The 12,424-nt window shown below is 52.5% G+C and carries 9 protein-coding genes and 3 tRNA genes; 2 read left to right on the plus strand and 10 right to left on the minus strand.

Going from position 1 to position 12,424, the window contains the following annotated elements:
• Positions 1 to 388 precede the first annotated feature (388 nt).
• The 8 genes from CG67_RS05200 to CG67_RS05235 all read right to left on the minus strand — a co-directional run bounded on the left by CG67_RS05200 (position 389) and on the right by CG67_RS05235 (position 7,928).
• The gene (locus CG67_RS05200) at positions 389 to 1,678 is read right to left on the minus strand and encodes a maltoporin (RefSeq protein ID WP_038024681.1); all 1,290 of its coding nucleotides are present in this window, start codon (positions 1,676 to 1,678) and stop codon (positions 389 to 391) included.
• Positions 1,679 to 1,760: 82 nt separating this feature from the next.
• Positions 1,761 to 3,437, minus strand: coding sequence for an alpha,alpha-phosphotrehalase (locus CG67_RS05205; protein ID WP_025901925.1), 1,677 nt, complete (start codon positions 3,435 to 3,437; stop codon positions 1,761 to 1,763).
• Between the two features lie 24 nt (positions 3,438 to 3,461).
• Positions 3,462 to 4,904 (minus strand): PTS trehalose transporter subunit IIBC, encoded by a 1,443-nt coding sequence (treB, locus tag CG67_RS05210; RefSeq protein ID WP_025901926.1) that lies wholly within the window; start codon positions 4,902 to 4,904, stop codon positions 3,462 to 3,464.
• Positions 4,905 to 5,042: 138 nt separating this feature from the next.
• A complete protein-coding gene (gene treR / locus CG67_RS05215) occupies positions 5,043 to 6,005 on the minus strand; it encodes a trehalose operon repressor TreR (RefSeq protein WP_025901927.1) in 963 nt (320 codons plus the stop codon).
• Between the two features lie 136 nt (positions 6,006 to 6,141).
• Positions 6,142 to 6,218 (minus strand) — tRNA-Val (locus CG67_RS05220).
• Between the two features lie 23 nt (positions 6,219 to 6,241).
• Positions 6,242 to 6,318 (minus strand) — tRNA-Val (locus tag CG67_RS05225).
• Positions 6,319 to 6,320: 2 nt separating this feature from the next.
• A tRNA-Val gene (locus CG67_RS05230) sits at positions 6,321 to 6,397 on the minus strand.
• Between the two features lie 157 nt (positions 6,398 to 6,554).
• On the minus strand, positions 6,555 to 7,928 hold the full coding sequence (locus CG67_RS05235; protein ID WP_025901928.1) for an MATE family efflux transporter: 1,374 nt from the start codon (positions 7,926 to 7,928) through the stop codon (positions 6,555 to 6,557).
• A 183-nt stretch (positions 7,929 to 8,111) separates the two neighbouring features.
• Here CG67_RS05235 and CG67_RS05240 point away from each other — a divergent pair, with 183 nt between their 5' ends.
• Positions 8,112 to 8,735, plus strand: a complete 624-nt coding sequence (locus CG67_RS05240) for a riboflavin synthase (protein ID WP_029989563.1) — start codon at positions 8,112 to 8,114, stop codon at positions 8,733 to 8,735.
• 48 nt (positions 8,736 to 8,783) lie between these two features.
• Here CG67_RS05240 and cfa read toward each other — a convergent pair whose 3' ends face one another.
• Positions 8,784 to 9,932 carry a cyclopropane fatty acyl phospholipid synthase gene (gene cfa / locus CG67_RS05245; protein ID WP_025901929.1) on the minus strand — a complete coding sequence of 383 codons (1,149 nt, stop codon included), beginning with the start codon at positions 9,930 to 9,932 and terminating at the stop codon, positions 8,784 to 8,786.
• Positions 9,933 to 10,244: 312 nt separating this feature from the next.
• Positions 10,245 to 11,408 (minus strand): purine nucleoside transporter PunC, encoded by a 1,164-nt coding sequence (gene punC, locus CG67_RS05250; RefSeq protein WP_025901930.1) that lies wholly within the window; start codon positions 11,406 to 11,408, stop codon positions 10,245 to 10,247.
• Between the two features lie 105 nt (positions 11,409 to 11,513).
• Here punC and punR point away from each other — a divergent pair, with 105 nt between their 5' ends.
• Positions 11,514 to 12,416, plus strand: a complete 903-nt coding sequence (punR, locus tag CG67_RS05255) for a DNA-binding transcriptional activator PunR (protein WP_025901931.1) — start codon at positions 11,514 to 11,516, stop codon at positions 12,414 to 12,416.
• Positions 12,417 to 12,424 lie beyond the last annotated feature (8 nt).

A 12,424-nucleotide genomic window follows, 5' to 3' on the forward strand; every position in this document is an offset into this window, starting at 1 on the left:
TACCGGAGCGATAACGAAGATAAGAAAGGCAAGGGCCATCTTGGACGTCGAAAGCCTGACGACGCGTATAAAGGCCGGATAGGTATGTTGCGCAAACTCTGTCAGTCAGGATTCTTATCACGTTATTCGCGGAAACCGTTCAAGTGGACAACAGGGTCAGTATAGTCACTAAGTGAACGGAAACCAAACATAATTCGGTTTACGGTCATGACGTACCGGCAAAATAATGATATTGCGCAACAGATAATCGTGTTTGCACAACTTCTGACCTGACTGCCTGCATTTTCCTGACAGGAGCCGAAAACGACAGTAAACCGCCGGATGACACCGGCTTTCAGCGGCGAAAGCCGGTCTCTTTTCTGCCGCCCGGCTCCTCACCGGGCAGAGGCTACCACCAGATTTCCATCTGTGCTCCGACACTGATTTCGTCGTTGCTGCCGCGACTGAATTTATGAGCATCGTTATCGCTGTAGGCGAGGCCGCTGACAAATCCGGGCAGGGTAGTGGATGCATATCCCCATTTTTCACGCCAGTTGGCATAGGTCGCATAAAACCGGAGTGCCGGGCGTGACCAGATGCTGCTTCCTGCCTGCCACTGCTGAGCCAGGGTAAGTTTCACCTGATGATTTTGCTGCCCGGTACGCTGGGATTTAACCTGATCATAGCCGGCCTCAAACAGGGTGCTCATTACCGGAGTCCACTGATACATCGGGCGAATACCGGCGGTAAACCAGCGTGATCCGTTACCGTTATCCCGCCGGACATCCTGCAGCATAGCGACATACATCATGCGCCATGCCCCCTGCAGATCATAAGCCCCGTGGTCGATTATCCGTACCATCCGGCCATTATTCTCTGCCGAAGCACCTTCTCCACGGCCATTTCTTAATGACGTCATTGCATCGGTTGCGTATTGCAACACCAGCTTATTGTAGCCTTCCCCGGTTTCCAGAGTGTGTTCAACGGTCGCCATCCATCCCTGTTTACTGGCGGTCGGGGACAAGTGATACCCGTCACTGGCGCTGGCGCGCCCGTAATCCACACCCAGTTCCAGTGTGCCCGCCTTGCCAAGAGTGATACCGGCTAAACGAAGGTCAAAGGTATCCGTAATAGCCTCTTTGACCTTATGTTCATTATCGATATACCCCTGAGCACCACCGGCTTCACTGTTACGGGTGGCGGCGAGAGAGACTTTCCCCCAGTCTGTAGTAATATTTTCAAGCCCGGCACCGGGGCCTGAAATATCCCAATAGTAGAAATCGATCATATGCACATCATGGCGCTGATAAAATCGTTTCCCGGCCCAGAGTTTTGCCCCCGGTAATGCAGCGATAAGATTATCCCCCTGAATATTTACTTCGCGTAACGCCGGAGAAACCGCTTCAAAATCAGCCTGCTGAGAGACGGCATATGCCAGATTAGTATCAAAATAGAAGCCGGATGCTCCTTGTTGCCATACCTGCTGGCCCAGTTTCAGTTCGGCGTAGGTTTCACATTCATTGCCCAGACGGTATTTGCTTCCGCCGCCGGTCACAGCAGAGCACTGCTGCTCCCCGCCGCGGGTGCTCCAGCCAATACCGGAACGGGCATATCCGTGGAAGTCGAGTGCATAGGCGGAGGGTGCAGAGACGACAGCCAGCAACGTCAGTGTTGCTGCGACTCTTCCTTGAGTAGTCATAATGGATCTCCTGTTGATGTACAGCATCATGCCGTAGTATCGCGGGCCTGATCCCGCTCAGCCCGCGGGGGTGGTTATCCTCTCAGGGGGCGGGAGACGGGGCCGGGGTAAACAGCCACCAGGCCGCCTGGTAGGGGCTTAACTGACCGGGGCGGGGCACCCGGGGGGTATCCGGCATATTACTGATAATCAGAGTGTAAGTGCCTTCCTGTTCAACGCCGGGAGGCTGCCAGTCGCACGGATTGTCAGTGAGGTTCGCCACCACCAGCAGCATTTGCCCTTGCCAGCAACGGCGATAGCACCAGATGTCCGGACGATCCGGAGAAAGGTCATGGTAGTCCCCGTACTGCAGGAGGGTAAGTTGTTTACGTAAACGGATAAGTGAACGATAACAATACAGTACGGAGTGCGGGTCTCTCAGTGCAGACATAACATTGATCTGCCGGTGATTCACGTTACAGTCCAGCCATGGGGTACCCGTCGTAAAACCGGCATGTTTAGTGTCATCCCATTGCATTGGCGTGCGGCTATTATCGCGGGACTTCGCGCCAAGGATGGCGAGGATATCGGCCATGCTATGTCCCTGGCGATTGAGTATCCTGGCGATATTAAGGCTCTCCACATCCCGGTATTGCCCAAGATCGGTGAACCCGGCATTGGTCATGCCAATCTCTTCCCCCTGATAAAGGTAAGGGGTTCCCTGCATACCATAAAGCACCATCGCCAGCATTTTCGCAGAAATTTCACGATGTTTCCCCTCACATCCCAACCTTGACACCACGCGGGGTTGATCATGATTACACCAGAAAAGGGCCCCGTTGGCGCGCTGATGCATCCCCGATTGCCAAAGGGCGAAAATCTTTTTGAGCGCAATAACATCAGGAGCCATACGCGTCCATTTATCGCCGTCAGCATAATCGATTTTGAGGTGGTGGAAATTAAATACCATCGAAAGCTCAGTATTGTCACAGGAAGCATATTGCTGGCAGTGCTGCAGGCTGGTGGATGACATTTCACCGACAGTGATCAGGTTTAACGGGCGGAAAACATCACGGTTCATTTCCTGTAAAAATTCATGGACCCGCGGCCCGTCAGTATAAAAACGTCGTCCGTCACCGTCCGGGTCATCCCTGAACTGTTCCGGTTTGGAGATTAAGTTAACGACATCCAGCCGCAGGGCATCCACCCCTCTGGCTGCCCAGAACCGGCAGACATCTTTCAGGGCTTCACGGACCGGCGGGTGTTCCCAGTTAAGATCAGCCTGTTCCTTACTGAATAAATGCAGATAGTGTTGCCCGCATTCCGGTTGCCATTGCCAGGCCGGGCCGCCGAATTTCGACTGCCAGTTTGTCGGAGGAATATCCGGCGGGGAATCCCGCCAGATATAGTAAGGATGATAGGGGCTGTGCGGGTCACAGGCCTGGATAAACCACGGATGTTGTGTGGAAGTATGGTTAAACACCATATCCATCATTATCTTCAGGTTACGCTGATGTGCTTCAGCGACCAGTTGGTCAAAGTCATCCAGAGTGCCGTAGCGCGGGTCAATGGCACAGTAATCAGCCACATCATAGCCATTGTCTACCTGCGGGGAAGGGTAAACTGGCGTCAGCCACAGGATATCTACGCCCAGAAAATGCAAATAATCCAGATGGGAAATAATGCCCTGCAGATCACCGGTACCTTTACCGGTGGTATCCTGAAAACTCTTCGGGTAAATCTGATAAACAACCTTGTCCTGCGTCCATGTCTTTTCCATTCCGGCAACCTTCGGTAGTCAATTTCATTCAGTCACTGATGTCGCGACAGCAGTGCGGGCAGCGAGTTCTTTACGGGCAAAATAGCGGGCCAGCATCAGGGTCAGTACCAGGGGTACGATGATGGCTATCAGGATGGCCACGGAATACACCGGCCAGAACTCAGGTTTTACAGAGAGGATGCCTGGCAGCCCGCCCACACCAATACCATTAGCCAGTACATGATTAAGGCCGCACAGCAGGCTGGCGAGGGCCGAGCCGATCATGGCGCAGAGCATCGGATAACGGTATTTGATATTTACCCCGTACATCGCCGGTTCAGTCACTCCGAGATAAGCGGCAACCGCGGCAGGGATGGCAATACCCCGTTCTTTCGGTGTCCGGCGGATCAGAATGATGGCCAGTACCGCAGAAGCCTGAGCAATGTTAGATAATGCGATCAGTGGCCAGACCGGGGTGCCGCCCAGTTTCTGGATCATCTGCATATCAATGGCCAGAGTGGTCTGATGGATACCTGTGATCACCAGCGGGGCATACAGGAAGCCGAAAATGGCCGAGCCAATCGGCGCAAAGCTGCCGGTCATCACCAGGCTTACGACCCAGGCAACGCCATCTCCCAGCATACGGCCGAAGGGACCGATAAGACCGTGGGCCAGAGGAATGGCGATCAGCAGAGAAACGACCGGAATGATCACCATATTCAGGGCTGCCGGGACGATTTTCCGCAACTGACGCTCTATCAGTGCCAACGCCATACCGGCAAGTACGGAGGGAATGACCTGCGCCTGATAACCGATTTTTTGTACTGAAAACCAGCCGAAATCCCAGATTTCAGGCAATTGTTGCCCCAGCTGATAAGCATTCATCAGTTGCGGTGACACCAGAGTAATTCCCAGTACGATACCGAGCACCGGTGTCCCGCCCATTTTGACGACGGCAGACCAGCAGACGGCGACCGGTAAGAACATAAAAATGGCCTCCCCGGGTAACCAAAGCAGGTCATACAGCGTCTGCCAGACAACAGAAGTCTGCGCCAGTGTTTTGCCGTCACCGAAAGGAATATCACCAATGACATTCCGAAACCCGAGGATCAGCCCGCCGCTTATCAGCGCGGGTAACAGCGGGAAAAAAATATCGGCGATATGAGAAAGGGCTTTTTCGCCGAAAGACATATTATTACGCGCGGCTTCACGCTGGCTTTCCCGGTCGTCACCCTGCCGTCCGAGGGTGGTAATCAATGCCTGGTAGTAATCGCCGACGTCCGGGCCAATAACGACCTGGAACTGTCCCGCATTGGTGAAGCAGCCTTTGACCATCGGCAGGTTTTCCAGGCCGGTAACACTGGCCAGCCGGGTATCACCCAACACCAGCCTCAGGCGGGTAATACAGTGCGTTACGCTAACGATATTCTCTCTGCCGCCGAGATATTTAATAAGATTATCAATAACCTGCTTATCTGTTTTTTTCATGGGAAGTCCTTGGGGTTGTCCCTGAAAGTCACACGTGAGGGGGTATAACTCATCCCGGAACAGAGCATAATCAATTTGCCAGTGACTGTGTCGGGAACGTTCCCGGAAATGGAGGTATGATCACAAAATAAATTGCCGTTAACCGGCAATCTCAGTATTCAGTTGACCGTTCAGCAGGTAAGTGCGGGCAGGGGCGGAATGTGAGAGGTGCGCAAGCAGTTGTCTGGCAGCCAGTTCACCGGCATTGGCATAGCCAAACTCCAGTGTGATCACCGCGGGGAAAAGGAACCCTAATAAGGGCGTATTACCGATAGCGGCGACGGTGATCTGTTGTGCCGGGTGTTCACCAAGATATTTATAAACCCCCAACGCCAGGGAGTCTGTTGCACAGATAACGGCGGTGATACCTTCGCCGCAGACCTCTCCGGCAAGGGTGTAACCACTGTGATATTCCAGTGTTCCCAGAGAGGCGTGCGGGGTTAACGAAAGTCTTTTACACGCCGTAAGATAAGCAAGATAGCGGTCTTCGCCGGTGGTTTTGTCGCTCTGATTAACCCCCAGATAACTTATCCGGCGATGGCCTTGCTGAAAAAGGTGATCAGCGAGCATCTGAACGGCCCCGGCATCGTCATAGCAGACAGATGAAAATCCGTCGCACGGATGCACCATCAGTACCATATGGGGTTCCCAGCCAGCGATCATTCCGGCTGTCAGTCCCGTAAAACTGAACAGGATGGCACCATCGACTTCACGCTGTTTCAGCACCGTTAAATGCTCAGTGACTTTATCGGTACTGAAGCGACTTTCCAGGATAAGAACATCATAGCCATGACGATAGAGCAGGGGCAACATGGCGCTGACCGCCTGATTCTCCGCGGCAGAGTCCAGCCTTGCCATAATGATCCCAATCACCCGGCTCTCTTTCACCCGCATGGAGCGTGCCGGGCGTGACGGAGTAAACTGGTATTCATTAATGACCGCTTCGATACGCTTGCGCGTTTCCGGGTGGACATCTCCCTGCTGGTTTAACACCCGGGAAACCGTGGATTTTCCGGTACCACTCAGGCGGGCGATATCTTTTATGGTCAGACGTTTCGGCATACAGAGGCTTCCATAAGCTTTCCGGGTAAACAGTAAGAGAATAATGCAGGAAAACGCAGAGTAAAAGAAACGTGAAGCCGTCGGGGAGAATATCGGGGGTATAGTGATGTAAATCAGAAACAGAAGAGATAATTCATGGTGCGTCCGAGTGGACTCGAACCACCGACCCCCACCATGTCAAGGTGGTGCTCTAACCAACTGAGCTACGGACGCAAATATGAATGCAGAATAAAGAATGGTGCGTCCGAGTGGACTCGAACCACCGACCCCCACCATGTCAAGGTGGTGCTCTAACCAACTGAGCTACGGACGCACTGGTGCGTTCTAGTGGACTCGAACCACCGACCCCCACCATGTCAAGGTGGTGCTCTAACCAACTGAGCTAAGAACGCTTTTGCTATCAATCTGCCTGACAGCGGGGACGAATATTAGCGGCACTCGTGGTCGCTGGCAAGAGGAAAAACTTATTTTTAATACTGACTGTGCAGCAACTGTGCTATACGGGCTATTTTTAAGCATCCGGGGAGTAAGAAATAGCCCCGGAGGTAATTATTTAGCCGAGCGATGCAGGATAACCGAGGCCGGTAAACGCTGTACCCGGATTATCCGCCAGATCATCATGATGGCCGCCGCGGTCAGACCGATAATAAAGCCACACCAGAAACCTGCCGGCCCCATCCGGGGGACGAACACATCCGTCAGTGCGAGCAGGTACCCGCCAGGCAAGCCCAGAACCCAGTAGGCCACCAGCGTAATAAAAAAGATGGAGCGGGTATCTTTGTAGCCCCGCAGGATACCGCTACCGATCACCTGTACACTGTCGGAAAACTGATAGATCCCTGCCAGTAACATCAGATGTGCGGCGAGCAACACCACCTGCGGGTCATCATTATATAACAGCGCAATTTTGTGGCGGAAAACGATGGTAAAAAACGCGGTGATACAGGCCAGACCTATTCCTACTCCCTGAGCCGTCCAGGCGGCAACCTTTGCTTGCGCCGCATCTCCCTGGCCCAGCCGGTAACCGACACGGATAGTCGCCGCGACGCCCATTGACATCGGCAAGACAAACATCAGTGAGCTGAAGTTGAGCGCTATCTGGTGACCCGCCACATCAACGATCCCCAGCGGGGAGACCAGTAAAGCCACCACGGCAAATAGTGTCACTTCAAAGAACAGTGCCAGCGCGACGGGTAATCCTAACCAGAACAGACGCATCAGAATTTTGCGGTCCGGAGCGGAACGAACGTCAAGATGATTAACATCTTTCAGGGCAGGCATGCGTTTTACCCAGAATCGCATGACCAGAAACATTACCCAGTAGACTGACGCCGTCGCGACTCCGCATCCCACGCCTCCCAGTGCCGGCATACCGAAGTGACCGTAAATAAAGATATAGTTCAGCGGAATATTAAACAGCAGCCCGATGAAACCGAGCACCATACCGGGTTTAGTTCGGGAAAGTCCTTCACACTGATTGCGTAAGACCTGAAATAACAGATACCCCGGGGCTCCCCACATTAATGCATGCAGATAGCGGGCCGCTTTATCGGCCAGGAGTGGATCCATATCGGACATATGACGAAGCAGTAAACCGGCATTCCACAGAATAATCATGGTCAGTATTGACAGGAAAATGGCCAGCCAGATAGCCTGATGTACCTGAAAGATAATTTTATTGCGTCGTCCGGACCCGTTGAGATGAGCAACCGTCGGTGTCAGTGCCAGCAGTAATCCCTGTCCAAAGAGGATGACCGGTAGCCAGATGGAGGTACCGATGGCGACGGCTGCCATATCGGTGGCACTGACCGAACCGGCCATAATAGTATCCACAAACCCCATTGAGGTTTGTGCGACCTGAGCCAGGATCACGGGGATCGCGAGCCCCAGCAACTGGCGCGCTTCTGTAAAATACTTCTGCACGAATACACCTGTTTAAGAATTGAAGCAATGGAGGAGAACATCCTTTTCGTTGCTTAGTGTAACGGTGTCTGGAAACTTAGCAACCGGAGAAACAGAGACGCGGATAACGCTAACGCCGCATTTACGAATAAACAGCAGGAAACCTCTGTGGTACTCTGAACAAAATTGTAAGGGAGAGTTCATATGTTTACCGGTATTGTTCAGGGGATGGCAGAAGTCGTTGCCGTGGAAGAGAAACCTCTGTTCCGCACCCATACACTCAGATTTCCGCCGCAATGGTTAGAGGGTCTGGAAACGGGAGCGTCGGTGGCGCATAACGGATGCTGTCTGACAGTGACAGCGATTGACGGAGACCGGGTCAGTTTTGACCTGATCAAAGAGACGTTGCGTGTCACTAACCTTAATGACGTGACAGTCGGCAGCCTGGTCAATATTGAACGGGCCGCAAAGTTTTCAGATGAGATTGGCGGACATCTGATGTCCGGTCATATCATGACGACCGCAGAGATCGTTAAAATCATCAGTTCGGAAAACAATAAAGAAGTCTGGTTTAAACTGCAGGATCCTTCCCTCAGCAAATACGTTTTGCATAAAGGTTTTATCGGTATTGATGGTTGCAGTCTGACTATCGGGGATGTCCGCGCGAATAAGTTTTGTGTGCACCTGATCCCGGAGACACTGCAGCGCACCCTGCTGGGGGTTAAAAAAATCGGCAGTTGCGTAAACATTGAAATTGACCCGAATACCCAGGCCATTGTGGATACCGTCGAACGTGTTCTGGCAGCCAAAGCCTCACCATTAAGCTAAAAAAAATGCAGCCACATGGGCTGCATTTTTCTTTGCCTCACACGCAGATCACCGTGCGACGCGTAAACCGCCATCAATACCGCGGCTGAACACTACCTGCCATAACTGAATATCACGTGAGCGGAAAGCCCCCGCACAGGCGTTCAGATAATAGGTGAACATCCGTTTGAAACGCTCGTCATAATTACTTTCCAGCTGTGGCCAGCTTTCCAGAAAACGCTCGTACCAGGCCATCAGAGTGGTGTCATAATCCACGCCGAAGTTATGCCAGTCTTCCATCACGAAATGAGGTTCGCTGGTCTGTGCAATATGCATCACCGAAGGCAGACAACCATTCGGGAAGATATATTTATCAATCCACGGGTCAACGTTCAGGTCAGTATGGTTTGAGCCAATGGTATGCAGTAAGAACAGTCCGTCCGGTTTCAGGTTACGGGCTACGACATCAAAATAGGTGGCATAGTTTTTCGGACCCACGTGCTCAAACATACCGACCGAAACAATACGATCAAAAGAAAGGTTCAGGTCGCGATAATCCTGAAGCAGGATAGTGACATCCAGGTCTTTACAGCGTTCCTGGGCCATTTTCTGCTGTTCTGCTGAAATAGTGACACCGTGGACACTGACGCCGTAATGACGGGCTGCAAACTCAGATAATCCTCCCCAGCCACACCCGATATCCAGCAAGGTCATTCCGGGTTTAAGTTCCAGTTTACGGCAGATCATATCCAGCTTCGCTTCCTGCGCAGCCTCCAGGGTGGTTGCGTCTTTCCAGTAACCACAGGAATATTGCATATACGGGTCGAGCATCAGACTGAATAAATCATTACCCAGATCGTAGTGTTCTTTACCGACGATCCAGGCACGTTTTTTAGACTGAAGGTTTTTAAGACGGGCAGTAGCGATGCGCAGGGTGTCTTTAAAATGATGGGGTAATTGTTTATCGAGTTTGTTTTTTAATACCCGGTAAAAGAACTGGTCCAGTCTTTCACACTCCCACCAGCCATCCATATAGCTTTCGCCTAACCCTAGCGAACCTTCCTGTAAAACCCGCTTAAAAAAGTCAGGGTTTTTTACCCGGATATCCCAGGGCCGGTCACCGTTGATACTGATATCTGCCATCGCCAGCATTTCAGTAGCGATACGATACCAATGACTTTCCTTGAGGCCCACTTCTGCTACACATGATGAACTCATACGCTTATTATCACCTGTTCTGTTTGAACCTGAAGAAAGAATAGACAACTTTCACTGGTCCGTGAGTAAACTCACAAAAACGTGTATTTATAATTAAAGACTAAGCAGAGGATAGTGTAACTATCGAAAAATGCGCATATGCCATTTAAGCACATTAAATTTTATTATAAATATAGTGACTTATTTTTATATTTTGTCACCGGGGTGATTATATGCCTTGCAAGCGCAATGTTCAATGATCGGCAATTAGTCTGCTAAGGATGAAATAAATTTTATCCTTAGCAGCGGGAGAACGGGGTGAAAAGGGCGGAGTCAGGCGTGTTTTTGCTGGCGGTAGCCCGCCAGTGCCAGCAGGACGGTCACTCCCATGGCGGTGACTGTGGTGATCAGCGGTTGCTCAGGATGGCCGGAGACCACCAGACTGAACAAAAAGCAAAGGCCCAGTTGTAAGGTATTCTGCAGCGCCGCGGCCTTACCGCTGGCGGAAGGGAATTGCTGCAGAGCCGCCGAGACCACAACCGGATAAATAGCACCGTTCGCCATTGCCATGCCGCAGAAGGGTAAAAGCAATGAAAGTAACGAAGCCTGGCCGGAGTATGCGGCGAGCATGGTGCCAATAATGCTGACGGTATACAGCGCCAGTAGCCAGGGAAGCAGGCGTGATGCGCTGAAATGGTTCATCAGTAACCGGCAGCCGAACCCGCCAATCAGAAATGTCACAGTCTGCGGAATATAACTCAGCCCGATATCCGCCGGTGTTAAGCCCAGTCCGGACAAAATAAAAGGAGAGCCAGTCAGCCAGGCGAAAAAACTGGCAGAGCAGGCTGAGTAAATCAGCACATTGCCGCGATAGACGCGATCAGCCAGCAGCCCGGTAAACCTGACTTTATCCGTCGTTTTGCCCGGGGGGGTGACGGAGGTGCGTGAGGCTGCCGGCACAAACAGGGTTGAAGCCATTAAAGCGACGGTGATCAACGTTAGCACCAGAAAAACCGAACGCCAGTGATAATGTGCCAGCAGCCAGGAGCCCAGCAACGGGGCCAGTGCCGGTGACAGTGCGACCAGGGGCATGATGGTGGCAAAAATCTTCTGACTACGTGAAGCCGGATAATGGTCCAGCACCAGTGACTGCCAACTGACGGCGGCGGCACAGACACCGATGGCCTGGATAAAACGCAGGGCCAGTAACATCACCGGAGATGTCACCCATAGCATGGCCAGGCAACTGGCCGCGAAAATTCCCAGCCCGCACAGTAATACCGGTTTCCGTCCTGTCACATCAGACAGGGGGCCCCACAGCAACTGACCGCAGGCAAAACCGGCCAGAAACAGGCTCAGGCTGGCGCTGATCACCCCGGCGCTGGTGCCCAGGTCCTGTTTCATTGCACCAAAGGCAGGTAAATACATATCCGTAGCCAGAAAGCCCAGCATACTGAGTAAGGCCAGATAAATTAAAAACAACACCGGATGCCTCATGACATCTCCTCTGATAAAAATTTCGCGCAAAGTGTAAAAGGGTGCATTGCTTGTTGTGAATCGGTAATATTTGAGATTAACGTTTAAAAAATTTGAAAGGTCATTATGTGGTCTGAATATGCACTCGAAGTCGTCGATGCGGTATCAAGGAATGGCAGCTTCAGTGCAGCGGCCAGAGAGCTTCATCGCGTGCCTTCGGCGATCAGTTATACGGTCAGGCAGCTTGAGGAGTGGCTGGCGGTGCCTTTATTTGAGCGTCAGCACCGGGACGTCGTTCTCACTCCGGCAGGTGAACATTTTGTCCGTGAAAGCCGCGGGGTTATCAAAAAAATGCAATCCACCCGTCGGCAATGTCAGCAACTGGCGAATGGCTGGCGGGGGCAGGTAAGCATTGCCGTGGACAGGATTGTTAAACGACAACGTATGCAGCAACTGGTGACCGATTTTTATCGTCATTTCTCTGATATCGAACTGCACATCAGTGAAGAAGTCTTTAACGGGGTATGGGATGCGCTGGCTGATGGCAGGGTGGACATGGCTATCGGTGCAACCCGGGCCGTGCCGGTGACCGGGCGTTTTGATTTCCGTGATATGGGCCACCTGAACTGGCGGTGCATTGTCAGTGCCGACCACCCTCTGGCTAACGGCGGCCCGCCGGGAGAGGAGAGGTTACGTGCCTGGCCCTCACTGATGCTGGAAGATACCTCCCGGGCATTGCCACGACGTATCACCTGGTCGCTGGATAACCAGCGGCGTATGCCGGTGCCGGACTGGCAGACCGGGCTCGACTGCGTGAGGGCCGGGTTATGTGTAGCCATGGTACCTGGCCACCTGGCCAGGCCACTGCTATCCCGGGGGGAAGTCAGGGAATTACAGTTACCTGCACCGTTTCCGGAAAGCCCCTGTTGTGTCAGTTGGGCCGGGGAGCGGAGTTCACCGGCCCTGCGGTGGATTCTGGACTACCTCGGGGATACCGACACACTGAACCAGGAATGGCTGAGGGAATAAAAGGTGTG

It is taken from the genome of Tatumella sp. UCD-D_suzukii (assembly GCF_000611875.2).
Classification (GTDB): domain Bacteria; phylum Pseudomonadota; class Gammaproteobacteria; order Enterobacterales; family Enterobacteriaceae; genus Tatumella; species Tatumella ptyseos.

Coding starts and splice junctions, on each gene's coding strand:
- CG67_RS05200 (WP_038024681.1), bottom strand. CDS start 1,678: ATGACTACTCAAGGAAGAGTCGCAGCAACACTGACGTTGCTGGCTGTC.
- CG67_RS05205 (WP_025901925.1), bottom strand. CDS start 3,437: ATGGAAAAGACATGGACGCAGGACAAGGTTGTTTATCAGATTTACCCG.
- treB (WP_025901926.1), bottom strand. CDS start 4,904: ATGAAAAAAACAGATAAGCAGGTTATTGATAATCTTATTAAATATCTC.
- treR (WP_025901927.1), bottom strand. CDS start 6,005: ATGCCGAAACGTCTGACCATAAAAGATATCGCCCGCCTGAGTGGTACC.
- CG67_RS05240 (WP_029989563.1), top strand. CDS start 8,112: ATGTTTACCGGTATTGTTCAGGGGATGGCAGAAGTCGTTGCCGTGGAA.
- cfa (WP_025901929.1), bottom strand. CDS start 9,932: ATGAGTTCATCATGTGTAGCAGAAGTGGGCCTCAAGGAAAGTCATTGG.
- punC (WP_025901930.1), bottom strand. CDS start 11,408: ATGAGGCATCCGGTGTTGTTTTTAATTTATCTGGCCTTACTCAGTATG.
- punR (WP_025901931.1), top strand. CDS start 11,514: ATGTGGTCTGAATATGCACTCGAAGTCGTCGATGCGGTATCAAGGAAT.